General features: G+C 53.9%; 26 protein-coding genes. 6 read left to right on the top strand and 20 right to left on the bottom strand.

Annotation, left to right across the window (positions count from 1 at the left end; all coding sequences use genetic code 11):
• Positions 1-327: 327 nt before the first annotated feature.
• Positions 328-1,263 carry a magnesium/cobalt transporter CorA gene (gene corA / locus IM700_RS18535; protein ID WP_155607073.1) on the top strand — a complete coding sequence of 312 codons (936 nt, stop codon included), beginning with the start codon at positions 328-330 and terminating at the stop codon, positions 1,261-1,263.
• 356 nt (positions 1,264-1,619) lie between these two features.
• Here corA and IM700_RS18530 read toward each other — a convergent pair whose 3' ends face one another.
• Positions 1,620-2,624: an HRDC domain-containing protein gene (locus IM700_RS18530; protein WP_193418343.1), complete on the bottom strand. Its 1,005-nt coding sequence runs from the start codon at positions 2,622-2,624 to the stop codon at positions 1,620-1,622.
• Positions 2,625-2,861: 237 nt separating this feature from the next.
• Between IM700_RS18530 and IM700_RS18525 the strand changes: the two genes are divergently transcribed.
• Positions 2,862-3,164 (top strand): DUF3055 domain-containing protein, encoded by a 303-nt coding sequence (locus IM700_RS18525; protein ID WP_193418345.1) that lies wholly within the window; start codon positions 2,862-2,864, stop codon positions 3,162-3,164.
• A 71-nt stretch (positions 3,165-3,235) separates the two neighbouring features.
• On the opposite strand, the gene IM700_RS18520 is transcribed toward IM700_RS18525, so the two are convergent.
• The 9 genes from IM700_RS18520 to IM700_RS18480 all read right to left on the bottom strand — a co-directional run bounded on the left by IM700_RS18520 (position 3,236) and on the right by IM700_RS18480 (position 9,139).
• A complete protein-coding gene (locus IM700_RS18520; protein ID WP_193418378.1) occupies positions 3,236-4,117 on the bottom strand; it encodes a 5'-3' exonuclease in 882 nt (293 codons plus the stop codon).
• 37 nt (positions 4,118-4,154) lie between these two features.
• Positions 4,155-4,517, bottom strand: coding sequence for an arsenate reductase family protein (locus IM700_RS18515; RefSeq protein WP_193418347.1), 363 nt, complete (start codon positions 4,515-4,517; stop codon positions 4,155-4,157).
• Between the two features lie 13 nt (positions 4,518-4,530).
• A complete protein-coding gene (locus IM700_RS18510; RefSeq protein ID WP_193418349.1) occupies positions 4,531-5,514 on the bottom strand; it encodes an RluA family pseudouridine synthase in 984 nt (327 codons plus the stop codon).
• Complete coding sequence (locus tag IM700_RS18505; RefSeq protein ID WP_193418351.1) at positions 5,511-6,077, bottom strand: cob(I)yrinic acid a,c-diamide adenosyltransferase; 567 nt, start codon at positions 6,075-6,077, stop codon at positions 5,511-5,513. The genes IM700_RS18510 and IM700_RS18505 overlap by 4 nt, the downstream gene beginning before the upstream one ends.
• 127 nt (positions 6,078-6,204) lie before the next feature.
• Positions 6,205-6,423: an aspartyl-phosphate phosphatase Spo0E family protein gene (locus IM700_RS18500; RefSeq protein WP_193418380.1), complete on the bottom strand. Its 219-nt coding sequence runs from the start codon at positions 6,421-6,423 to the stop codon at positions 6,205-6,207.
• Between the two features lie 198 nt (positions 6,424-6,621).
• Positions 6,622-7,830, bottom strand: a complete 1,209-nt coding sequence (locus IM700_RS18495) for an aminotransferase class I/II-fold pyridoxal phosphate-dependent enzyme (RefSeq protein ID WP_155607068.1) — start codon at positions 7,828-7,830, stop codon at positions 6,622-6,624.
• A 13-nt stretch (positions 7,831-7,843) separates the two neighbouring features.
• Entirely contained in the window at positions 7,844-8,344 is a 501-nt protein-coding gene (locus IM700_RS18490) for an Lrp/AsnC family transcriptional regulator (protein ID WP_155607067.1), read from the bottom strand.
• A gap of 147 nt (positions 8,345-8,491) precedes the next feature.
• Complete coding sequence (locus tag IM700_RS18485; protein WP_193418353.1) at positions 8,492-8,878, bottom strand: spore coat protein; 387 nt, start codon at positions 8,876-8,878, stop codon at positions 8,492-8,494.
• A gap of 27 nt (positions 8,879-8,905) precedes the next feature.
• On the bottom strand, positions 8,906-9,139 hold the full coding sequence (locus IM700_RS18480) for a hypothetical protein (RefSeq protein ID WP_193418355.1): 234 nt from the start codon (positions 9,137-9,139) through the stop codon (positions 8,906-8,908).
• 184 nt (positions 9,140-9,323) lie between these two features.
• Here IM700_RS18480 and IM700_RS18475 point away from each other — a divergent pair, with 184 nt between their 5' ends.
• Positions 9,324-10,565 (top strand): NAD(P)/FAD-dependent oxidoreductase, encoded by a 1,242-nt coding sequence (locus IM700_RS18475; RefSeq protein WP_193418357.1) that lies wholly within the window; start codon positions 9,324-9,326, stop codon positions 10,563-10,565.
• 5 nt (positions 10,566-10,570) lie between these two features.
• Here IM700_RS18475 and IM700_RS18470 read toward each other — a convergent pair whose 3' ends face one another.
• The 4 genes from IM700_RS18470 to IM700_RS18455 all read right to left on the bottom strand — a co-directional run bounded on the left by IM700_RS18470 (position 10,571) and on the right by IM700_RS18455 (position 15,487).
• Complete coding sequence (locus IM700_RS18470; protein ID WP_193418359.1) at positions 10,571-11,773, bottom strand: MFS transporter; 1,203 nt, start codon at positions 11,771-11,773, stop codon at positions 10,571-10,573.
• 171 nt (positions 11,774-11,944) lie between these two features.
• Positions 11,945-12,529 carry a hypothetical protein gene (locus tag IM700_RS18465; RefSeq protein ID WP_193418361.1) on the bottom strand — a complete coding sequence of 195 codons (585 nt, stop codon included), beginning with the start codon at positions 12,527-12,529 and terminating at the stop codon, positions 11,945-11,947.
• Positions 12,530-12,667: 138 nt separating this feature from the next.
• Positions 12,668-13,084: a DUF350 domain-containing protein gene (locus IM700_RS18460; RefSeq protein ID WP_155607061.1), complete on the bottom strand. Its 417-nt coding sequence runs from the start codon at positions 13,082-13,084 to the stop codon at positions 12,668-12,670.
• Positions 13,085-13,120: 36 nt separating this feature from the next.
• Positions 13,121-15,487, bottom strand: a complete 2,367-nt coding sequence (locus IM700_RS18455; RefSeq protein ID WP_193418363.1) for an endonuclease MutS2 — start codon at positions 15,485-15,487, stop codon at positions 13,121-13,123.
• 155 nt (positions 15,488-15,642) lie between these two features.
• Between IM700_RS18455 and IM700_RS18450 the strand changes: the two genes are divergently transcribed.
• Positions 15,643-16,005 carry a phage holin family protein gene (locus IM700_RS18450; protein WP_155607059.1) on the top strand — a complete coding sequence of 121 codons (363 nt, stop codon included), beginning with the start codon at positions 15,643-15,645 and terminating at the stop codon, positions 16,003-16,005.
• Between the two features lie 221 nt (positions 16,006-16,226).
• Positions 16,227-16,613: a cupredoxin domain-containing protein gene (locus tag IM700_RS18445; protein WP_155607058.1), complete on the top strand. Its 387-nt coding sequence runs from the start codon at positions 16,227-16,229 to the stop codon at positions 16,611-16,613.
• Between the two features lie 75 nt (positions 16,614-16,688).
• On the opposite strand, the gene zapA is transcribed toward IM700_RS18445, so the two are convergent.
• The 3 genes from zapA to pheS form a co-directional block, all read right to left on the bottom strand.
• Positions 16,689-18,236: a cell division protein ZapA gene (zapA, locus tag IM700_RS18440; RefSeq protein WP_193418367.1), complete on the bottom strand. Its 1,548-nt coding sequence runs from the start codon at positions 18,234-18,236 to the stop codon at positions 16,689-16,691.
• Between the two features lie 115 nt (positions 18,237-18,351).
• Complete coding sequence (gene pheT, locus IM700_RS18435; RefSeq protein WP_193418369.1) at positions 18,352-20,793, bottom strand: phenylalanine--tRNA ligase subunit beta; 2,442 nt, start codon at positions 20,791-20,793, stop codon at positions 18,352-18,354.
• A 29-nt stretch (positions 20,794-20,822) separates the two neighbouring features.
• On the bottom strand, positions 20,823-21,857 hold the full coding sequence (pheS, locus tag IM700_RS18430; RefSeq protein WP_155607055.1) for a phenylalanine--tRNA ligase subunit alpha: 1,035 nt from the start codon (positions 21,855-21,857) through the stop codon (positions 20,823-20,825).
• A 570-nt stretch (positions 21,858-22,427) separates the two neighbouring features.
• On the opposite strand from pheS, the gene IM700_RS18425 reads away from it, so the two are divergent.
• A complete protein-coding gene (locus tag IM700_RS18425) occupies positions 22,428-22,634 on the top strand; it encodes a YwbE family protein (RefSeq protein ID WP_155607054.1) in 207 nt (68 codons plus the stop codon).
• Positions 22,635-22,651: 17 nt separating this feature from the next.
• Here the strand turns inward: IM700_RS18425 and IM700_RS18420 are convergent, their stop codons facing one another.
• The 3 genes from IM700_RS18420 to IM700_RS18410 form a co-directional block, all read right to left on the bottom strand.
• Positions 22,652-23,284, bottom strand: a complete 633-nt coding sequence (locus IM700_RS18420) for a GyrI-like domain-containing protein (protein ID WP_204801183.1) — start codon at positions 23,282-23,284, stop codon at positions 22,652-22,654.
• A gap of 13 nt (positions 23,285-23,297) precedes the next feature.
• Entirely contained in the window at positions 23,298-23,579 is a 282-nt protein-coding gene (locus IM700_RS18415; protein ID WP_239484046.1) for a zinc ribbon domain-containing protein, read from the bottom strand.
• A 65-nt stretch (positions 23,580-23,644) separates the two neighbouring features.
• Entirely contained in the window at positions 23,645-24,559 is a 915-nt protein-coding gene (locus IM700_RS18410; RefSeq protein WP_239484053.1) for a helix-turn-helix transcriptional regulator, read from the bottom strand.
• Positions 24,560-24,691 lie beyond the last annotated feature (132 nt).

Genomic DNA, 24,691 nt, shown 5'->3' with positions numbered 1-24,691 from the left:
AACATTTCATTCGCTGGCGTTATACTAGACAAGTGCCTTTAGGCCCAGACGGCCCTAGGGTTTGACGAATGTTCAAACAACCTGAAAATAGCGAGGTGAAACCGAGAATGGAAGGCGACCCGAGTCCGCAGAGGACAACCCAGGAATACCAATCGCATAGGAAACCGACCCGCTGGATGCCTGCGGAACGCTTAGGGCACTTTCTTTTCCCGGTGTTTGCATAAACGCCTTTTTCATCGTTCCGGGCAAGCCACGGTTGGTCCCTTTCCTATGCTTCAACCAAGAGCATCCCAGGCCGGCAGGCCCGGGGAAAGGGAGTGAAAGCTTATGAAAATTCGTCATGTCCAAGCCGGCGTATTTACCCCTGTAGAAGATGTGGAACTGACGACCACCGCTCCGGAAGAAGGCTTCTACTGGATCGATGCCGACGTCGATGATCTCGCCCTGCTGCAGCCCTTATTTTCGCTGCACGATCTGGCTGTAGAAGACTGCTTGAGCGAGGAAGAACAACGTCCGAAGATCGAAACCTACGATAACCACTATTTTATCGTGGTGAACAGCATTCGGTATGATGATGAAGAAATTTTTCTGCGCGCGTTAAACCTCTTTTTGGGACGGCATTATATCATTACGGTTACTAAGCAAAAAATTAACGAGCTTCGCGCCGTGAAGCCGATTCTGTGGGAACAGGAGGTCAGCGAGCCCGACCGGTTCCTGTACCTGCTGGTCGACCTGGTGGTCGATAACTACTTTACCGTCGGCGACCGGATCGAAGTAAAGATCGAGAAGCTGGAAGAAGATATCCTGATGCATACCAAACGTTCGCATCTGAACGAAATCATCGGGCTGCGAAGCGAAATCCTGTGGCTGAAGAAAGTGCTTGGGCCGCAGAAGGAAGTCATCAACATTCTGAACAAGAAAGACCTCCGGCTGATCGACGACCAGTTGCAAAAATATTTCAGCGACATTTACGAAAACGCCGTGAAGATCTCCGAGAACTTCGATACGTTCCGCGAGCTCGTCGGCAACTTACGCGAGGCCTACCAGGCCGCCATCGCTAACCGAGCCAACGAAATCATGCGCGTGTTTACCGCGATTACGACAATCTTCATCCCGTTAACTCTGATTACCGGCATCTACGGTATGAACTTCGACCATATGCCGGAGCTGCATTCGCAGTACGGCTACTTTATCGTCCTCGGCATCATGCTTGCCTTGGGTTTAGGGATGTTTTATATATTCCGGAAAAGGGATTGGATTTAGAGGAACGTACACATTTGAACCATGAGGCCAACTTGGACGATAAGTCCTCGTTGGCCTTTTTCGATGGATGAGTGGACGTACAGTTGATTTCGGGATAAATATGTATTTTTCCTTATATCCCCCACAAATGAACTGCATTTTTGCAGTTCATTTGTGTTTTAGCGACAAAAACGGCCGAACGAACTGCACTTTTACAGTTCATTCGGCCGAAGGAGGGCTCAACCCTCCGGCTGAAGCTCGAGTAGGTCCTCAGACAGTTGCCTTTACTGCCTTTACCGTCTCTACTGCTATACTCCGTTCTTACTGTTCCAGCTACTTTTACTGCTGTTACTGGCGTTACTGCTGTTTCCGCCGTTTTACCCCGCGTGCCGAGCGCTCTCCCGCTGGCGGCGGTACCGGATGCGAATCAGGCGCAATCGTTCATATAACGTATCGAGACTGCTGCCTTCTGCGACTTCGGTCCCGTACACTTTGTGCAAGACCGGCTTCAGGAGTGCATCACCCAGCTCTTCGTAAGCATGCCAAACGGCCTGTTGCTCAGCTTCAGACATCTCTTCCAGCTCTGCACTCACCAAATCATCGGTGTTGTAGCCTTCCTTCTCCAAATTCTCCAGTAACTCGACCGCATCCCGCCGCTCAATGCCCGTTCGCATGCAAATATCCTCCACCTTTAGCCCTTCCGCCAACGCCTGCAGCGCAGCCCGTCGGATGCTGAACTTCTCCATCTCGGCCCGGTATTTGACTTCCTTCTGTTTATACAGCCAGGTACGGAATACCTCGCCATCAATCTCCTGCTCGACCCAATCCAGCGGGAACGTCCGCTTTCGCTCCACCGCTTTCGTGATTTCGAGCAGCTCAGCTCCGTATTCGCCGGCTTTGTTCTCCCCGACGCCCGGCAACTGCAGCAGTTCATCCGCCGTTTGCGGCAAAAATACGCTGATCATCCGCAACAATCGGTTGCTGGCAATCAGATAAGGCGCTTTGCGTTCCGCTGAAGCTTTCTTCCGGCGCCATGCCGTCAATTCGTTGTAAACCGGCTCGTTACCGTTTAACTCGCTATAGCAAAACAGCTTCTGCGCCGCCATGCCGCGCCCGGTCACCCCTTCCTTCTCATCCCAAATACCTTCCATCACGGGGCGAAATCCCTCGCCCAGCTTAGCGGCTAATCGATGGCGATAAACATGCAGCATCTCCGACCAGGATGACCCTTCATACCACAGATCTTCACTCTGGCCGTCAGCCAACAGCTCATTCCAGCCCATCCGCCAAACGCCTTCCTCCTCTCCAATCCACACCTGCGCCCCCTGGATCATGGCCCCGCTATCCTTCTTCTCCAAACTGTTTAAAAATACGATTCGCATCAACCTGTCGCCTCCTTAAAATTTCAGCTACGAAGGAGTATCTTACATGAACCGCAAACGCAAAAAGCACCTCTTCCGCGAATTTCGCAAAAGAGGTGCTTCCCCCAAACGTAACCTGTTATCCCTAATAATACCATGTTTAACCAAGCTGTCAATGCGGATTTTTTCATTGTCCCATCGCTTCACGTTTTCCGGTATAATAGCGAGAGACATTCCCAATTCAAGGAGGCATACAGAATGAGCGACCCGCATCAAGAACTCGATTTCCTGTCCGACAGCACCGAAAGCACCTCGACCCGATTCGTTACCTTTATCGGCGGATCCCTGAAACGCTTTGACCTCGCGGTCACGACCACCAATCGTTTTTATGGCAAGAAGCTGGTCACCGACCTGCATAACGGACGCACGGCCATTCTTGGCACCGACGATTTGGACGAGGAAGGTTACCTCGAGCATATTTATAACCTGAACGAAGAGGAAGGTTCCGAGCTGCGCACGTTCCTGTACCAAGTCCTAGGTGAACCTTACTTCACCGATTAAGCAATGAAATTCCATTTAATAAAAGTTCAAAAAACTGCTTTTCAGCACCGAGAAGTTTGGATGAAACCTCCCTATACAACGCCCATCCAGGCGCTGACGCTGGCCATCTCCAACTCCTCGAACTTGGAGACCACTTGAGCTGCGTTCAACTCGAGCCGGCAAGCTTCTACCGCACACTCCAACTCGATGTCGCAGCGGATGGTGGCCAGTTGCCGGGAGAGATGGAGCATGTCCAGATCGGCTTCGATTTTGGCGCGGACCGACTTGGACAGCTGGTCCAGGTTGGCCAGGATCCCTTCCACCGAGCCGTGCTCCTGCACCAGCTTCAGGGCTGTTTTCTCGCCGATGCCGCGCACGCCCGGATAGTTGTCGCTCGTATCGCCCATCAAGCCCTTCAGATCTACGATCTGTCCGGGCGTTAACTGCTTCTCCTCCATCAAGGCCTCCGGCGTATACACCATGTAATTGCCGTGGCCTTTCTTCATGATGATCACGCTCGTCCGGTCACTAACCAGCTGCAGCATGTCGTGATCGCCCGTCAGCACCAGCACGTCCATCTCCTGACCAAAGCGGGAAGACAACGTCCCGATGCAATCATCCGCCTCGAAGCCCGGCGAGCTGACATTCGGAATGCCCAAGCTGTCCATCACCTCGCGGATCATCGAAAACTGCGGGATCAACTCTTCCGGGGCATCCGAACGATTGCCCTTGTAGTCGGTGAATTGCTCCGTCCGGAACGTTTTGCTCCCCAGATCCCAGCAGCAGGCGATATGCGTCGGCCCAAACTTCTGTACGGCATCCCAAAAATACCGCATAAACCCATACACCGCATTGGTTGGAACACCCGCCTTCGTACGGCGGATATACCCTGTGGCAGCCGAAGCGTAAAAAGCACGGAACATCAGCGCCATGCCGTCCACCAGCAGAATCGTATCTTTACTGCTTTGCACCAAATTCACGATAATCCCAAGCCACCTTTCTCTTCAGAATTTATTTGCTCCAAACCTGCTCGTAGGTTTCTTCCTTGTACCCGACGGTCACATTCTGGCCATCAGTCACGATCGGGCGTTTAATCAGCATCCCGTTCGAGGACAGCAGCGCAAGCTGTTCTTCCCGCGTCATCCCCGCCAGCTTGTCCTTCAAGCCTAATTCCTTGTAAACCTCGCCGCTGGTATTAAAAAACTTCTTCAATTCCAACCCGCTCTGCTTCACCAAATCATCCAATTCAGAGGCGCTAGGCGGCGTTTCCTTGATATGATGTAACTCCAATTCATGCCCTTTGGACTGTAGCGATTTAATCGCATTTCGGCAAGTCCCGCATGGCGGATAATGATATACAGTCAACTTGCTCACGTTGGTATTCCTCCTAATCATTTGCAGAAAAAAATAATCTGTCTCCGCGCAGAAGCTCCTCGAGCTTCCGCATATCCGCGGGCAGCTTCGACTCAAAGGTCAACGCTTCACCGGTAAGCGGATGGCGAAAGCCTAGCTCCGAGGCATGCAGCGCCTGCCGTCCGATGGCTCCGTCTAAACGTGCGATCGCCTCGCGCGCAGGCTCCGGCAGTTCTGCGAGGCCCGGCAGCCCGTAGAATTTATCGCCGATCAGCGGATGGCCGATCGACGTCATATGCACGCGGATCTGATGCGTCCGACCGGTGCCGAGGCGTAGCTCGGCCCGTGCTCCCTCCGCATACGATTCCGCCACCTTATAATAGGTCAGCGCCGGATAACCCGACGGGGTCACGATCCGGCGATGAGGTTCCTCCGGATCGCGGTCAATCGGACCGTCGATCATCCCTTCCGGCACCGACGGACAGCCATGCACCAGTGCCGTATATTTCTTGGTTACCTCACCGGCGATCAACTGCTCGGAAATATGTTGGTGCACATACGCATTTTTGGCAATGGCGATCAAGCCGCTTGTCTCCTGATCCAGCCGATGCACCGGACGAAACCGGAACTTCGCGCCTTTCTCCTGCCAATAGTGCACGACGCCGTTCGCCAACGTACCCGTATAGTGGCCATGCGTTGGATGCACGATCACTCCTGCCGCCTTATCCACGATGAGCAGCGCTTCGTCTTCGTACACGATGTCAAACGGGATTGGCTCTGGCAGGATATCGGTGGACGTTTCCTTCTCCAGCGATACGCTCACTGTGTCTCCGGCTTTGACCGGGACGCTGATGAATACCCGCTCCCCATTCAGCATCACTCCGCGCTCCGTCAACTTAATCCGGGACAGCAGCTTCCGAGATACGCCTAACCGGCGCTGGAGTACGGTTTTGACCGTCCACCCTTCTTCCGTGGCAGGCACTTGATATTCAATCGGATCATAATACTCGGATCTCACTTGTTGCCAAACACCTTCCCGCTCCGCACGTATTCGATATCCGCAACCTTGGCATGGTGATTGGCGTTACGGGCCGCTGCGAAGAAATAGTCCGATAAGCGATTCAGATATTTCAGTACCTCGGCATTGATCTCCTTGCTCTTACCCAGCGTGACCACCCCCCGTTCCGCGCGGCGACATACCGTTCGACAAATGTGAAGGACCGCAGCCAACGGTGTTCCGCCCGGCAAAATAAACTTCTCCAGCGGCGGATTCTCCAACTCATACCGATCGATCCAGGCCTCCAATTGCTCCGCCAACTCCGACGTGACCTTATAGCGGCTTTCCGACAACTTCACGTACGCAAGATCGGAGCCGCAGTCGAACAATTCCTGTTGAATTTGCAGCAACTGCTCGTGAAGCTCACCAAAGGTTTCCTCGTCCGACAAACAGACCGCTTGGCCAACAAAACTATTGAGCTCATCGATCGTACCGTAAGCCTCCACCTGCGCATCGTCTTTAGTCACTCTACCGCCGATGACCGAGGTCTGACCCTGATCACCGGAGCGCGTATATATCGACATTCAAATTCCTCCCCGTGGCATACTCTCGTACCATCTTACCATAAATCGCAGCCCGGCTGGTCATGGAACTACTGGAACCGCAAAAGGGGACCCGCATGCGGGTCCCCTTCCAAGTGATAAAGACAGGTTATCGTCTATTTGATTTTGGATTGGATTTCATCGTTTTCATGAATTCATTGATCTTTAGGTCCAATAAGCTGCTGATTTCAATCACAATATCCGATGTAAAGGATTTTTCCTGCAGGAAGAGCCGTTCCATCTTGCTGCGCAGCAAGTGAATTTCGTCCTCCAGCGTTACGGCTTGCGGTGAATGCGGCCGATCCTCTTGATCCATCCATGGGTGCATGTCGCGGCCTTCAGCGATTAGAGCATTATCGTATGGCAAGTTGTACTCACCGCGCAAAAGAAATCCCTCCCTGAGAAACTAAAACCTTCTTCCAAAATCAAATTATACCATGTATATAAAACTTAAATCAATTAGAAAATGAAAGAAATGTTAATTAACTCCAAATTCCGAGGGTTTTCGAGTTTTATCGTCAGCGAATCAGCCTTGTTTCAATTTATGGACAAATTGCTCCATACGATTAAGGGCTTCGTTCAGTTGGTTCACTCCCGTCGCATAGGAGCAGCGAAGGAAACCTTCCCCGCCGGCGCCGAAGACGTTGCCCGGAACCGCTGCGACCTTGGCCTCAAGCAGTAAACGTTGGGCGAATTCCTCCGAGCTCAGTCCCGTTGAGGCGATGCTCGGGAAAGCGTAGAACGCCCCTTGCGGTTCATGGCATTCGAGCCCGATATCGCGCAAGCCCTGGACGATCAACCGACGGCGCTGGTTATAGGACTCTACCATCTGGTCTTTATCCGGAAGCCCGTTCTTAAGCGCTTCGAGTGCGGCGACTTGCCCCATAACCGGAGCGCACATCACCGTGTATTGGTGAATTTTCAGCATCGCATAGATCAGATCAGGATGGCCGCAGGCATACCCCATTCGCCAACCGGTCATGGCAAATGCCTTGGAAAAACCGTTGACGAGAATCGTCCGGTCTCTCATCCCCGGAATCGAAGCGAAGCAGACATGCTTCTGCCCGTAGGTTAGTTCCGAATAGATTTCGTCCGAAATGACGATTAGATCATGCTCCTCCACGAGTTTGGCGATCGGCAGCCAATCCTCGTAGGTCATAATACCGCCTGTCGGGTTGCTCGGATAATTTAAAATAAGAACCTTCGACTTGGGCGTGATTTTCGCCTTAAGGTCTTCAGCTTGCAGCTTGAATTCGTGGCGGGCATAAGTCTCGATTTCAACCGGCACTCCTCCCCCGATCGAAGCGATCGGCGAATAGGAGATATAGCAAGGCACCGGAACGAGAATTTCGTCGCCCGGTTCGATCAACGCCCGCAGCGCAAGATCGATTGCCTCGCTGCCGCCAACCGTAACGAGAATTTCATCTTTGGGATTGTATTTCACGTGATAACTCGTATCCAAGTATTCGGCGATCGCTTCCCGAAGCTCAGGCGTTCCCGCGTTAGACGTGTAGCTCGTATATCCGCGTTCCAGCGAGTACACGCAGGCCTCCCGCACATGCCATGGCGTAATAAAATCCGGTTCTCCTACGCCTAACGTGATAATATCCTTGCTTCCGCTTGCCAGGTCGAAGAAACGGCGGATGCCGGAGGGTTGAATCTCCCGGACCCGCGGGGCCAAATACGACGTCATCGTTTTATCCGGTTGCTCAGCACGCTGTGATTGAATGCTCATAACATAACTTCCTTTACGGAGATATCAACAAACGGCGATCTTCCTCGGGATCCTCGAAAATGATACCGTCCTGCTTGTATTTTTTCAAAATAAAATGAGTTTTCGTCGACAACACCGACTCCAGGGTGGACAATTTGTCGGAGACGAAACTCGCTACTTCCTTCAGGTTGCGGCCTTCCACTTCCACCAGCAGATCGTACGCGCCGGACATTAGAAATACCGATTTGACTTGGGGAAACAGGTATACCCGCTCCGCGATCGCTTCAAAGCCGCGCCCGCGTTCGGGCGTAATTTGCACTTCGATCAACGCCGTGACCTTCTCGTCATCCAGCTTGCTGGAATTCACCACCGTCGCGTATTTGACGATCACATGGTCCTCTTCCAATTCCCGGATCGCTTCCGCCACTTCTTCCGAAGACACGCCTAGAAGTGTCGCCAATAAGTTCGCATCCCGGCGGGCGTCCTCTTTGAGGAGGTCCAGCAGTTTGAGCTTCAATTCGCTTAGTTGTTTCATCCCTCATCCTCCAGCGATGCTTCCACAAGCCCCTGAAATCCAAGGGGCCTGCAGAACAAATTTAATACTTATATTACATGAATTTTGTGCGTCTGCATAGAAAAACCGTCCACTCCAGGTGAGCTTTGGGAATGGACGGTTCTGCGGTTAAATATAGTAGGGCGCCTGCACATTAGGCCGATGCGCTTCCACGTTAGCCGGATGCGCATGGGGCGTCCATCGGGAAGTTCGGCGCTCGGTAAACTGACGCAGTTCCTGCTGTGTTTTTTCTGCTTCCTGCAGCTTGCTGTCCAATAATTGACGCGGCGCTGGGGCCGGTGCCGTATAGATGCCTTGATGTTTCATCAGCTCATATAGCGTCCCTTGCAATCTCAAGGTGCTATTCGTCAACTCCGTAAACAGCTGCCGGACGGCTGGACACGAAGACTCCGTTGTTGCTGTTGTGTATTCCCGGACCGTACGCCGTAAATCGGCCAAGATAGATTTCAACAAATCGTTCTGAGGTAGAAGCTCTTGATTGTCCGTCTGATTCATCGGGCTGTTCCTCCTAAAGACAAGTGGTTAATGGTTTGGCGTCGGAGCCGCCATTTGATGTTGGCGCAGCGAATCCGTCAATTGGTGGAGATGATGCTCATGTACGCGAATGTGCTCCAGCATCGCCTGCTCGATTTCAAAGTTTTGCGAAACGGCGGCGGCCGCCGCGCAGAGCTTGCTTAGCATTTCCTCATTAGAGATCGAATCGGCGATATAGTCCAGTTCTTTCATGGACAACGGTTGCATCTGAGAGTACATCATCGGGTTTCCCTCCTGGTGAATGATCCTACTCACGGTATTATGCCCTGCCGCCGTGAGGATATGTTATAGATGAAAACCTGACTTTTTGAACATGCGCTTATAGAGGAGGATTCGCCGTTTTTAGTTCATGGCGGTTGGATATAATGATGGAATCCCTAACGATTGAAAGGATGAACCGGCATCAATGAAACTTCATACCGGCAAACTTTTTTGGCCTTCTACGCTGCCTGTTGTGGCTGAATATCCCGTGCTTGACTGTGATCTTCACTGCGAAGTGCTCATTGTGGGCGGCGGTGTCAGCGGTGCGCTCTGCGCTCACTTACTGGCAGAGCGAGGAATCGATGCGATCCTGGTGGAACGGGACCGGATCGCCGAAGGAAGCACGATGGCTAGCACGGGCTTACTGCAATATGCCAGTGACAAAACACTGGCTTCGATGATCCGAACCTTTGGAGAGGAACCGGCCGTTCATTTTTACCGGCTCAGCCAAACGGCTCTGGAACGGTTAAAGGAGATCTCCAACAGACTTGAAGGCTCAGCACGTTTGACGGAACGCAGCAGCCTTTACTTGGCGAGCTCCGAGCAGGACGTTAAAGCGCTTCGGGAGGAATGCGTCACGTTGCAACGCTTCGGGCTTCCCGCTATATGGTGGTCGGCTGCCGATCTCGAGGAAAGATTTCCGTTTCGTTACCCCGGCGCGATATACGCGGGAGGAGATGCGGAGATGAACCCCTATGCCTTCGTTCATGGCTTGGTGCAGAAGGCGGCACAGCTAGGGGTGAGAATTTTTGAACGGAGCAACATGAACGGCAGCGAGCGAACTGACGACGGACGGATCCTCTGCCGCTGCGGCAAAGGGAGGGTGACGGCTAGGCACGTCATTTGGGCAACCGGTTATGAGACCCAACAATTTAAGAAGGAGAGTGGCGCTCATTTACGCGCCTCTTACGTGACCGTTACGGAGCCGGCGGCTTCTCTGAACGGTTGGTTCGAACAGTGCCTGATCTGGGAGACGGCCAGGCCGTATCTCTATATGAGGACAACAACCGACGGACGGATCATCGCCGGCGGGCTGGATGAGCTTCTGCCTGGCGGTAAGCTGCCAGAGGGTCGAGAGATCCGTCAATGCGAAAGGCTGCTGACAGAGATTCATCGGCGGTTCCCGGATCAGGAGGGCTTGACCGCTCGCTTTGGCTGGGGCGCCGTATTCGGGGAATCCCGGGACGGCCTTCCTTTTATCGGGCCACACCCGAATTATCCGAACTTTTATTTTCTGGAGGGTTACGGCGGAAACGGGACGGTCTGCAGCATGATCGCAGCGGAGATGATCGTGGATGAACTGACCGGAATCCGGCGGGAGGACATGGCCATGTTTTCGCTAATGCGAAGTTCGAAACCCAAGCCCGTGCCTGCACGGCTGCAGTAGGTCCTTTAGGCGGCCTTGGTCCCTCGTTTTAACAGCCGACGCAAGGCTAACCAGCTTAGCACCGGCGTAGCTCCCAAAGCGAACATTAGCCAGGTGATCGTTGGCATTCGCGGAATCATGGAATAGACGGTAATAAACAACAACGTGCCCCCCAAACGGCCAACGGTCATGCTAAGCTCGCGCAACACGATCAGCTCAACCCGCCCCTCGACGCTTTCTGGACTATTGCCAATCAAGTCGAAGACCGAGGAGATGACCGGTATCAGGTAAAGCGGCAAAAACAATGACGTCCCTACCCCCATCACCATGAGGGTGGTGTAATTGACTTTCCAGAGCAACGGAATGATCACCACGGTGATCAGCAAGGCTCCGACCAACATCCCGTGGTAGCGTGCACGGATCTTCAACCATTTCCCCACCGCCCAGAAGCTGACCAGAGAAACCAAGGACGTGACTAGGGAAAATTGCCCGATCCGCCACTCTGCCGAAGTACTGATAAAGATCAACAGATTGATCAGGAATGAAAACACGCCCTCGCGTAAACCATGAGCTGCCGAGGCCGGAGCAGCCTGGCGCCAGGGGCTGCCCTTCTTCATGTAATAGACCGGGGCTAACCAGCTGTATGGCCCGCCTGTTTTTCTTTTTTTCAACCAAAAGCTCAGCAGGATCCCGACCCCATAAACAATCAAAGAAATCGTGAAGATGAGTCGGTATCCGGCTTCACCCTGTTTCATGGAGATGAGCCAACCGGATACCCACGGGCCGAAGATCCCGATCACCGAACCCAGAATTCCTACCCAGCCATTAAAACGATCCCGAGTCTCGACATCGGTGACTTCGAAATAAACGACGTTGAAGGACAACCAAAACAATCCCGAACCGGTCCCGAACAATAAACCAAGCGGCCATATGTAGTCCACTGTCTGCTTGCCTGTCCAAAGCACCAGCAAATAGAAGATGCCTGAAACGATGATCCCGAGCCGCAGAAAGATCATTTTATCGCGTTCCTTCACCCATTTCCCGGCAATCCAGAAGACAAGTCCCAGTGCCAGCTGTTGGCTGAACGTAAACCAGGCGATCAAGTTAAAATCCGGTTTGACTTTCCAGATGTAGACGTTCAGGAACGTGCCCGACAAGGCGCCGGCAAGCACGAACAGACCGTTCACTGCCAACAGAAGGATGGATTGGCTGTTCAGCTGTTTTTTCATGAATTTGCTCCCCCGCCAAACTTCGAGTTTCCCCCTGTAAGAGGTTGTGCAACTGTAAGATACCCAAAAATGGCCGAAGCATGAGACGTTCCCGGGAAGCCCGAGGACCCTTGGAAGCCAAAAAGCCCCGTCCGTAAAGGACAGGGCGTATCACTGCCAATTATTTATAGCTTACTCATTGTCTTCCTCGCCGGAGATGGTGCGGATCATGGCGATCCGAGAGGCTTCATTCAAAAACCGGCTGACGTGGAAGCAGGCGGAGCATACATATACGTTCATCTCAGCATCCTCCGATAGGAGCGGGCGGTCGCCTCCGGCTGGGATAGCTGCTACAAACCCGCCATCCAGCGCGGTCAATTTCTGCTTCCCGGCATAAACCATATATTCCCGACAATGCGGGCATTCGGGTACCTCATCCTGTCCGTCAAGCAGCTTCTCGACGCCGGTTTCGTACTTCAGCAAATCCCCGCCTGAAGCCGTAAACGCCTCGATTCGGCGGACGGCGCCTAGATGCACTTCCCCTTCTTCCTCCCAAAGCGAATCGCCATCCATTTCCTCGTCATCTTCGTCGTGACGATGCTTCCGATCTTGAAAGGGATGATCATTCTCCTCGAACTCATCATCTTGGCCAAGCGAGATGTTGACCGTCCGATAGCCCTTCAATTCGTTCTGGCAGTGAGGACACTCTTCCTCCGGCCCCAGCTCTTCGTCCCAAACGATTTCCGTTTGGCACCATGGGCAAATCGTCGTTTCCATACCATGTTCGTCCTTTCGTTATCAAAATATTAAGCATTCCACAAATAAATAATGCCCGCGGCCAAAAACAGAATAGAGGCGATAAATAACACCTTGACCAGGTTTTTCACGTCGTTTCTACTCCTTCAATTTAGATCCCTAACCGATACAAGCGCCGATCAAAAAAGACACCGCCACCGAAACGGCCATGGCGATAAAACCGACGCTCGAGTTCCCCGCCGCGATTTCTTCATCGATGCGGAATACCGGCGTTAAGAACTCGAATAACAAATAGGCAGCAAACAGCAGCAAGGCACCGACCGATGACCAAATCATGAAATCGTAGATGGACGGATGTGCCGCCGCATAACGGATGATGTTGGCTAACCCGAATATTTTGCCGCCGGTTGCCAGCGATGCGGCCATGTTGCCGCGCTTGATCTCCTGCCAACAACGGTACCTTGCAAACAGTTCGAAGCAGGAAAGAAACACAATCAATTCCAACACCGCTACGGAAAAATATCCGATCATCAGCCCCAGCGGTTGCTCCAAGAGCGGATCAATGCTTTCCTTCATAGCGCCCTCTCCCCTTTGCCATGAGGCTATTCGTTCTTACTTCAGCTCGGCTACCGTCACACCGGTACCGCCTTCTCCGTAATTCCCTAGGCGATAGCTCTTGATATGCTTATGCTTGCGAAGATAATCGGAGATCCCCGTCCGCAAGATCCCTGTGCCTTTCCCATGTATGATATAAATTTGGCCTAAATTACTTAAGTAAGCTTCGTCGATGAAGCGGTCGACCTCGATTAACGCCTCCTCCAGGTTGGCTCCGCGTAAATCCAGCTCGCTGCGAACGTTCTCGTCGCGCGTACGCTTGACGTTGGCTACCGTCCGTTGGACCGGCTTGCTGGCCGGGGCCGCAGCGATCAGCTCCATGTCGTCCAGGCTCACCTTCATCTTCATGATGCCGAGCTGCACAACCGCTTCTTTGCTGCCGGAAAGCTCCACGACGTGGCCTTTCTGATTCAAGCTGTACACCATCACCTCGTCGCCCGATTCGATCTGACGCGGCGGTTTCGCGGCCTTGCGTGCTGCCCCGGCTTTCTTGCGACGTTGCGGCTCGGCTTCATCCAGCTCCTTACGGGCAGCGATCAACTTATGCTCCTTAACGGCCGCCCCTTCCTCCAGCGCCAGTCGACGCAGATCCGCGATGATCCGCTCGGCCTCCTGCCGTGCCTTGGCGATGATCGCCGATGCTTCCTCCTCCGCTTTCTCGAGGCGTTTATCCCGCTGCTGCTCCAGCTTCTCCAGCTCCGTCTCGTGACGTTTGCGGAGCTCTTCCATTTCCCGCCGCAGCTGCTCGGCCGTTTCCCGCTCCTGCTCCGCACCGAGGCGGTTCTGCTCTAGCGAGGCGATCATATTCTCGACGCGCATATCCTCTTCGGTCACTTCGCCGCGGGCATACTCCAGGATTCGCTCCGACAGGCCCAGCCGCTCGGCAATGGCGAACGCATTGCTTCGTCCGGGAACTCCCACCATCAGGCGGTAGGTCGGACTTAACGTTGCAACGTCGAACTCCATGCTGGCGTTGATGACGCCTTTCCGTTCGTAGGCATAGGCTTTCAATTCGCTGAAATGGGTCGTCGCGACCATCCGGCTCCCGAGCGAATGGATATGCTCCAGAATCGCGATGGCGAGCGCCGATCCTTCGGCCGGGTCGGTTCCCGCGCCAAGTTCATCCAGTAATACAAGGCTCTTAGGCGTCATCCGGCTCAAAATCGAGATGATGTTCGTCATATGGCTGGAAAACGTACTCAAGCTCTGTTCGATGCTTTGCTCATCCCCGATATCGGCGTAAATCGCGTCAAAAACGCAAAGCTGGCTGCCGTCTTCGGCGGGAACGAACAACCCGGACATCGCCATCAGGCTAAGCAGACCGATCGTTTTCAAGGTGACGGTCTTCCCGCCGGTGTTCGGACCGGTTACGATAATCGTCGTGTATTGATTCCCCAGCTCTACGTCGATGGGTACAACCTGTTCCGCCGGAATCAGCGGATGACGGCCCTTCTTCAACTTGAGGTAGCCGCGGTCGTTCATGCGCGGAAGCGTTCCCTTCAACTCCCGGGCCAGTCGGGCTTTGGCGAACACAAAATCCAGTTGGCCCAGCACATCGCCGTCATACAACAGCAGTTCGGCTTGCTCGCCGACGAGGGCGGTAAGCTTCTGCAAGATGACCTCGATTTCGCGTTCCTCGCGCAGCCGCGTCTCGCGCAGCTTATTGTTCATCGCCACGATCGATTCCGGCTCAATGAACAACGTAGCGCCAGATCCAGATTGGTCATGCACGATCCCGCCGAAATGGGCGCGGTATTCCGCTTTGACAGGAATCACGAAGCGGTCGCCGCGAATCGTAATCAGTTGATCTTGCAGCATCTTCGATACTGACGACGAACGAATCATCGCGTCAAGCTTCTCCCGGATCCGCACTTCCCCGCCCCGCAGCTCACGGCGGATGCTGGCAAGTTCAGAACTAGCCGAATCCAGCACCTCCGCGCTTTCATCAATGCAGCGTTTGATCGCGTCTTCCAAAGGCTTCTGTTCACTTAAAGTGTCGCTTAAGTTGAACAGCAGCGGGACTTCGTGCTCTTCATGCATCGAAGCGATATACCGTTTGATCCGGCGCGCCCCTTCCAACGTGGTCGCAATGCCCAGCAGCTCGTGCGGATTCAGCGTCCCGCCGATCCGTGCCCGTTTGACCGCCGGAGTGATGTCCACAATCCCTCCGAATCCGGGCGCGCCTTTGAGGCGATCCACCTTAAAAGCTTCGTCGGTGGCTTGCAGCAGCCGCTTAACGTCTTCCAAATCGGTGACGGGCTGCAGCGCTTCCGCCGTTTTTTTCCCGAGCGCCGTTTGGGAATAGGCTGTCAATTGATCTATAATTTTTCGATATTCCATGGTTTTAAAAATTTTCTCGTCCAAGTACGTTCACAACTCCCCTCGGGCTATGATCTCATTATAACGAAACCATTCATTTTTCGCCATTTGCCCCACCGGACACATAAGAATGCGAGTCGCGGAACATGCTAATTGCGTATAGCCAAACGTACTTACTTCTGAAAAGGAGGCTATGTACCATGCATTTTCTGGGACACGTCGTGCGATTCATCGTCTCCGCCCTGGTTCTGCTGGTTGTGGGGTGGCTTGTACCGCAATTCAGCGTCGGCGGATTCGGCAGCGCTTTGCTGCTCGCCTTGGTCATCGCCCTGTTAGGCTGGGCCATTGAGGGCATTTTCGGAACGAGGGTTACCCCGTTCGGGCGCGGAATTGTCGGTTTCCTTACGAGTGCGCTCGTGATCTGGCTCGCCCAGTTCATCATTTCCGGCGTATCCGTGTCCGTTATCGGCGCTTTGCTTGCCGCATTGGTGATCGGGATTATCGACCTGTTCATCCCTGTGGCAACACCCTTTGACGCAGGTAAAGACAAAGCTAACCGTTAATGGCGGTGCTCCAGGCAAGAGGCCTTTCTTTCGCAGATACAACCCTGCGGAGGAACGGTCTCTTTCTCATTGACACGGACACGAAACCATCTGACGGCGGGTTGCTCACGACAACTGTTCTTGCGGAAGTTCAACAATTCTTCAAACCTTGGGCATTCCGCCCTCCGCAAAATACGGTATGATATTCTTAAAATTGTCACAAATATACTGTATCGCGAGGGATGATTGTGAAAAAAAGCATAGCCATCGTCGCAAGTTCCGTATTATTGCTTCTTGTTACCGCTTGCAGCAGCGGGAATGCGACGGAGTCCGGCGGGTCTGCTGCCGAAAGTAATCTCAAACCGGAAGCCGAATTGGTCATCGAAGCCAGCAATTATCAATTTGATCAAACCGAATACCATTTAAAGAAAGATGTTCCGGTTAAAATCGTCTTTAAGAATGCCTCAGGCAATCATGGTGTCCTCATTCCGGGCCTGAAGGTGCAGCTCGACCGCAAGAACGACTCCGCCGTGATCGTCCCCACCGAAACGGGCGAATTCGAAATGTCCTGCTCCGTGATGTGCGGCTCCGGCCACAGCGGCATGATTTCTAAAATTATCGTCGAATAAGCGAATCACTCAAGCAACAAGAGCCCTCGGCGCCTGCCGGGGGCTCTTGTGCATGAAGCGATCCTTGAACCATGTTTACGATGGATCCTGTTCAAGCAATTCAATCCATTCGTTATATTCCGATTGGAGCTTCGCATAATCGTCCTTCAGGCGTCGATATTCCTCGTCCCGCTCAGCCTGCTGCTCCTGCTCTTTCTCCCGTTCGAGCTGTAGGAGACGGAATTGATGGGAAATCAGCTCATAGCTGTCCGTGACCTCCTGCAGTTGCTCCGCTAATCGGCGTTTATCTTCCTCGATGGCCTCTACATCGCCGGCCATCGTCAATACCCGTTCGCTGCCGGCTGCGCTTTCCTGTTGCCATTCTTCCAGCTGCCGCTGGAGCTCGGCTTCTTTCTCGCGCCAGGAGCTGAGCTCGCGTTCGGCCGAAGCCCACTGCTTCCGCCACTCCTGTTCCCGCTTCTCCGCTGCCTCGCTGTAGCGATCCAGCTCGGCTTCCAACTCAGCAACCGTCTTGCGACCGTCTTCGAGCTCCTGCAATCGCAGAGTCAACTCGTCCCGTTCTTGCTCCAGCTGCCGCTTCTCTTCTCCGGCGGTCTCTACCGCAAGACGGGCTTGTTCCCGCTCATCGGAGGCCCGCTCCAATCGGGAACGCAACGAATCCAGCTCAGCGGCCAATGCGTTGGCCCGGTCTCGCTCGGCCTGCAGCTCGCCTCTTGCTTCCTCCAGCCGGCTTGCTTCGGCTGCCTGCTGCTCGGCGAGCCGTTCGCTCTTGTCGGCGGCCTCGAGCAAGCTGATTTCCACGCGGCTTAATTCCTCGTTGCGTTTCTCGGCCAGCTTCTGCCACGACTTCTCGTTCTGCTGCGCCGCAGATACATCGGCCCGGAGCTTGTCCTCCCGCTCCTCGGCTTCCTGCAGCTTCTGCTGCAGCTGCTTCGTCTCCGCTTCCGCGGTCTGGAGCGAACCCTGAAGCTGCTTCGTCTGCTCCTGAAGTTTGCCGCTTTGCTGCAGCGCCCGCTGCTCGGCCGCCTTGGCGTCTTGCTCTCGCCGCTGCAACTCGCTCACCTGCTTCTGCAGCTTAGCGGCTTCCTCCTTCTCCTTCGCCGTCTGTTGCTCGACCTGGCGCAGTTTGGTCTGGAGCTGCGAGTTGCTGCCACGCTGCTCCGTCAATTGGCGCTCCAGCTCCTGCAACCGGGTACGCAGCTTGCGGGATTCTTCCTCCTGCCCCAGCAAAGAGGCTTCCAGCTTTTCCGTTTGTCCAGCAAGCTCGCGTTTTTCGTTCTTTAGCTGTTGCTGTTCCTCCTGTAATGCCTTATACATGTTTTCCTGTTTCGCATGTAAATCCTGCAGGACGGAATTTTCCTGAAGCAGCACCGTTTTTTCCTGTTTGGCGTTCTGCAAATCGTTCTGCAGCTGGTCCACCCGGATCGCTTCCTCGGCCATGCGCACGGCCGCCAGTACGGCAAGCCGCGGCGTGTCCAAATGGGGGTAGGCCTGGGAGATGCTGCGCATATGTTCATCCACGCGGCGCGCCACCTGTTTCATATACTCCGAGCTGCTGCCGACGATTTTATAGGAAGTTCCGTAGATTTCCACGTTTACGCTAATTCGGCCTTGGTTATTCAACGCTATGTGCCTCCTTCGGTCCTGTGTGTCGTCTCTAAGATGCTGAAAATTACACGAAAGTCACATCGAATCGGTCGTCTTTCAAATGATTCGATGTGACTTCGCGTAATTCCTGCTATTTTCTAAGCTCAGCCGCAAAAGTTTGCGACAATCCATCGACCACCCGGTCGTGAACCGCAGCCACTTCTTCGTCCGTCAGCGTCCGTTCCATGTGACGATACACGAGCGATAAAGCCACGCTCTTCTTTCCTTCGCCTAATTTGGATCCGGTAAACACATCGAATACCTCCACCGACTCCAGCAGCTCGCCCGCCGTTTCGCGGATCACCCCGATCAACGAGCCCGATTCCACTTCAGAGCCGACGACGACGGCGATGTCGCGCTGCATTGCCGGATAACGCGGCAGTTCTTGGTAGACGTAAGCTTCACCGGCGTAACGATACAGCGGTTCAAGCCGGAGCTCGGCAACATAGGTATCATCGAGATCCATCTCACGCTGCAGCTCCGGATGAAGCTGACCCAGCGTCCCGATAAGCTCCTTCCCGGCTGTCCCGTTCAAGAAGACCGAAGCCGATCGACCCGGATGGTAGCCTTGCGGCCGATCCGCTTCAAACGAAACTCGATCAGCTAAGCCGAGGTATTGGAGCAGGCTCTCCAGCGTGCCTTTGAGGTCAAAGAAATCGACTTTCTCCGCCGGTGCATTCCAGCGTTTCTCCGCCCGATCGCCTGTCAGCAGCAAAGAAAGCACAGGCAGCTCGCTTGGCTGTTGGGTCAGTTTCTCTTCCGAGGTCCGAAAAACACCGCCGATTTCAAACAACGCCAGATTGTCCTGCTTGCGGTTGCGATTGTAAACAGCGATGTCGATCATCCCCGGAAGGAGGCTGCCGCGCAGCACGCTGCGGTCCTCGCTCATCGGCATGGCCAATCGGATTTCCCGATCCCCTTCACCTAGTTGCGGGAAGCTCGCGCTCACACCTTCACGGATGAAGGAGTAGCCCATCACTTCCTGCCATCCGCCATGTCCGAGCAGACCGCGAATGGTACGGCGCAACGCCTGCGGCTTCGTATAGCCGCCGACCGTTGTGACTCCTTCGATCATCGTCGTCGGAATGTTGTCGTAGCCGTACAGCCGAGCCACCTCTTCGATCAAATCAACGTCGCGCGTAATATCGCCACGGCGTGTCGGCACGCGAACCTCGATCACCTCTTCGGAGCCTGCGCTTTCGAAGCGAAGTCGGGTCAAAATGGCTTTGGCTTCCAGCGAGGAGATGCTCGTGCCCAGGTAATCGTTCAGCTTTGCAAGGGATAGGGCGATGACCTTCTCTTCTGGCTCGCGATGAACGACTTCCACGATCCCTTGGGCCACATGGCCTCCGGCATGGGCAGCCATCAGCGCAGCCGCACGATCCAGTGCCGGGAGAACGGCCGCCGGATCCACCTCTTTCTCGAATCGCTGCGAAGCCTCCGAGCGAAGCCCCAATATCCGCGATGTTCTGCGGACGCTCCCACCGGCGAATTTCGCCGATTCCAGCACGATATTGACCGTTTGATCCGTCACTTCCGTATCCAGTCCGCCCATCACGCCGGCCAAAGCAACCGGACGATCCTCACCGTCTACGATCAACAAGGCGCCTGCTTCCAACTCACGCTCCTGGCCGTCCAGCGTCACCAGCTTCTCGCCGGCTTTAGCCTGGCGCACACCGAGCGTACCGCCCGCAATCTTGTCGGCATCGAACGCGTGCAGCGGTTGCCCATACTCGAGCATCACGTAGTTCGTGATGTCGACGATGTTGCTGATCGGACGAATCCCCGCCGCCATCAGCCGATTTTGCATCCAAAGCGGCGAAGGGCCGATCTTCACGCCAGCGATGTAGCGCACCGCATAACGACTGCACAGTTCAGGCGCGTCAATCTTCACTTGAATCCGCTCCTTGGCCGATTCGCCTGAGCCAGCAAGCTCCGGCTGCGGCAGCTTCACGTCGCGGCTCAAAATCGCCCCAACTTCATAAGCGGCCCCGAGCATGCTCAAGCAGTCGGAACGGTTCGGCGTGAGGTCAAAGTCCAGCACCTTGTCGTCCAAACCCAGCAGGCCAGTGATCGGTGCGCCGATCTCCGCGTCCTCGGGCAACACGAGAATTCCCTCCTGCTGTTCCTTCGGCAACAGCTTGTCGTTCATACCAAGCTCCTTGGCCGAACAGATCATCCCTTGCGACAAAACGCCGCGCAGCTTGGCTTTCTTGATTTCCAGCCCGCCCGGCAGCTTCGCGCCAACCAGCGCTACGGGGACCTTCTGGCCAGCGGCTACGTTCTTCGCGCCGCAAACGATTTGCAGCTCTTCCTCCTGCCCGGCGTCGACAAGGCAAATGTTCAGCTTGTCGGCATCAGGATGCTTCTCTTTGCTCTTTACAAAACCAACCACGACATTGGTGACGCCTTGATTACGGTTCTCGATCGAATCGATTTCGATCCCGGAACGGGTGATTTGCTCAGCCAGCTCTTCAATGTTAACCCCGTCCAGGGAAATATAGTCGGACAACCATTCGGTTGATACTTTCATTGTCAGTTCCCTTCCCTCTTTACGATAAATTAAACTCTGGCAAACTGCTGCAGGAAACGCAGATCGTTATTGTAGAAGTAGCGGATATCGTCGACGCCGTACTTCAGCATGGCGATCCGTTCTACGCCCATCCCAAACGCGAAGCCGCTGTATTCCTCGGGATCGTAGCCGCTCATCTCCAGCACGCGCGGATGCACCATCCCGCTGCCGAGAATCTCCAGCCAGCCGGACTGTTTGCACACCCGGCAGCCGTCGCCGCCGCATTTCATGCATGTCACGTCAACTTCGACGCTTGGCTCGGTGAACGGGAAGAAGCTTGGACGCAGACGGATTTGTGTGTTTGGTCCGAACATTTTGCGTGTGAACTCCAATAAGGTACCCTTCAGGTCGCTCATCCGGATTCTTTTCCCAACAACCAGCCCTTCGATTTGATGGAACTGGAACGAGTGGGTCGCATCGTCGTCGTCCCGCCGGAATACGCGTCCCGGGCAAATAATCTTGACCGGCACCTCGCCTTGCATCGCTTCCATCGTCCGTACCTGCACCGGTGACGTTTGCGTGCGCATCAACAGCTCCTCTGTCAGGTAGAAAGAGTCCTGCATATCGCGGGCCGGATGGTCCTTCGGCAAATTCAGCGCTTCGAAATTGTGGTAGTCGGTTTCCACCTCGGGGCCTTCCGCAATCCGATAACCCATGCCGATGAAAATATCCTCGATCTCCTGGATCACCTGGTTGAGTGGATGAATGCTCCCTTGCTTGAGCGGACGGCCGGGCAGCGTCACGTCCACTTTCTCGGCAGCCAGCCGCGCTTCGGTCTCTTGACGCTGGAAGAAAGACTGCTTCTCTTCGATCACCGCTTCGATGGCGCCTCTTACCTCATTACCTACTTGGCCGATCACCGGACGCTCCTCCGCGCTTAAAGCTCCCATCCCGCGCAGAATTTCGGTCAACGCACCCTTTTTGCCCAAATATTTGACCCGCAGGTCGTTCAAATGCCCAGCGTCCGTTGTTCCCGCCAGCTCTTTGAGCGCCTCTGCTTTAAGTGCTTCAAGACGTTCTTTCATGAATAGCTCCTCCTAAAAATGTTGTGAGCGCTGCTTCTCGATTCGGTTTCAAACCCGCTCCGAGTCCCAAGCGTCAGTTCAAAAAGTCAGGTGAACAAAAGATGACTTTTGAACAACCTCTTAAGACAAAATAAAAAGGCCTTCTCTCCCGTAAGGGACGAAAAGACCGTGGTACCACCCTTGTTAGCGCGCCGCATAACCTTCCTCAGCTTCAAGGCACATAGATTGTACGCCGCTCTCACTTGAACGAAATAACGGCTCGTAACCGGTATCCCCTAATGTGCCGACCAGCCCGATAAACCTTGCGGCGTTACCGTTTGCAGCGACAGTTCAAGGAACTGCTCCGAAGCGAACTTCAGCAGCACCGTCTCCCTAGCGACGCTCTCAATCTTTGGCGTCCCTTCCCTGTTGGTCGGTTCTCTGCTTACTCTTCTTCATCAACGCATTTCATGTCATAATTATCTGCTATTATATGCTAAACCGGCTGCCGTTGGCAAGCCGCCGTGAAATTATGGTATCTTAAAGAGGTTATTTGGATCATCAACTTAAACGCCAAGGAGGAACACACCTATGAACGGCAACGAACGAAAGAACATCGCGCCTGGACTCACCGTGGACATCGTATTAAAAAAAGATCAGCCCACCGGCAAGCTGACCCGCGGCGTGGTCAAGGATATCCTGACCAATTCCGCTACCCATCCGCATGGCATCAAGGTCCGGTTGCAGGACGGTCAGGTGGGCCGGGTGAAAACCATCCTCCCGGGCCAAACCGAATAGGCAAGGCGGCGATAAAGCTATAGCCGCTTTACCGGATGCCTCAGCACGGTTTTCAGCTTCTCCGGCGCGGTTTTGCGCGGGTCCGACAAATAGATTTCGTGATGTTTGCGAAGGTCATTGAAATTCTCGGTTAAACCATTCGCCTCAAGAAACGAAGTCATCCGGGCCACCGATTCCGGTTCGGTCTTAAAAGGGCCGATATGCATCATTTGGACGCAAAGCCCCTCCTCGAAGACGGCTAATCTTACGTCATTTAAATCGAGCTCGGGTTTCTTCTTTGCCGTCCGTTCCTTCACCCGGTCCAGCAGTTCCTCAGTAACAAAATCGGGCTGCCGGATCATCGAGGTCCAAACCCACTTGTCCCGATTCGGATCAAACCCGACCTCTTCCGAATCCCATAATCCCTCCAGCGGAGGAACGACATATTCGAAGTATCCGGTCGGCTTGTCTTCTCCCATTTTGCTCATTTTGATTCCATACGATAAGGTGTATAACTTCTGCACAGCCAATGGATAGCTCTCTCCATCGGGATCACCTTTACCGTCCACCATGAGGAACCGCATCGGCGGCACCTCAACCAAAACCGGATCTGTCCCCGGTAGATACAGGTCCTTGTATTTCTTTTTGAAATCCAGCTTATCTACCATGATCCCACGCTCCATCCTAGTCTTGCTTCCAGCGCTTCAGCGTCGGGAACCAAGCCAACATAGTCTCCTTAGCCTTGGCTTTATCCGCAAACATGCCGGAATCCCCGCCATACTTCAAGCATTGCTCTATCATTTCCTCCATCGTGACCTCACTCGTAAACTGTCCACCGTCATAGCAATAAACGCAATACTCCTGATGTTTGCTGCCATCCCCGTTTGTTCCCAGCAATTCTTCGTTCGAGAGCGGCATCCCGCAGCTTTGGCAGAACGTTTCGTTCCCCATCTGATTCATATTCATAATCAATCCCTCCTTCTTAAGATGCCCTCATTGTAGCAAGGTGAATTTGACATCTGTCTGTCATATTAAGAAGGATCGGAATACATTTCGGCTATTTTCTTTGCTTTGCTTCCTAAAATATCCCGGATATGTGACGGTGAGAGGACTTTAACGTCCTCGCCAAAAGACAGCAGATAGCCATATACCCAATCATCCTCCGGGTAGCTGGCCGTAACGAGGTAATGGCCGTCCTCCTGCTTGCGAATGCGGGTCCGCTCAAACTCATCAAAGATTCTGTATGCTAGATGCGGCGGAAACAAGAGCTCAAGGTCAACATAGGTGAAATGATCGTCCGACGCGGCGATATCCACAGGCATTAGTTGAATATCCCGCCGGAGTTCATACAACCTATCGGTGGTCTCAAGCTCCTCAATCCGGCTGATTTTAAACGTGCGTAATTCCCGGCTCTGCAGGCAATAGCACTGCAAATACCACGAGCGGTTCTTAAACTGCAGCTTCATCGGCTCGACTTGCCGCTCCGTCCGCTTGCCGTAAGAGCTATAGTAAACGAATTTCACAACCCTCTGCTCCAGAATGGCCGTCTTCAACTGTCCAAATTTGCTGCGCTCCACCTCCCCACTGTTCCAGCCGGAGAAATCGACGTCGATCCAATGGACCTCGTCCTTTCGAAAAAGAGTGCTCAATTTGGACAACACCTGGCTCGTTTGCAGGGCGTTCGTCGCTTCCAGGCTCTGCAGACCAAACAGGATTTCCTTCTGTTCGTCTTCGGACAGCAGCGATTTATTTAGCACAAAGTCGGGCAGCAAGCCGATTCCTCCGCCTTTTCCTTTGCTGGCGTATACCGGGATGCCCGCACCGCTTAACGTATCGATGTCGCGGTAGATCGTACGGGTGGATACTTCGAACCGCTGCGCCAGTTCGGCGGCGGTCATCGTTTTGCGCTCCAGCAACAAATATACGATCTGGAACAGCCGGTTCATCTGCACGTGTACCCTCTCCTTTGAAATCAGTATACCCGAGAAATGAGACATATCAATGTCATATTAACAAAAAGAAGAGCTCTCAAGGAGAGCCCTTCTGATTGGTTACTGTTCGTTACGCCGTGCGTTTTA

The sequence above is a fragment of the Paenibacillus rhizolycopersici genome (assembly GCF_014947195.2).
In the GTDB taxonomy this organism is placed as follows: Bacteria; Bacillota; Bacilli; order Paenibacillales; family Paenibacillaceae; genus Fontibacillus; species Fontibacillus rhizolycopersici.
Note: the sequence above shows the minus strand (reverse complement) of the source record. Positions and strands in the feature narration are given on the sequence as shown.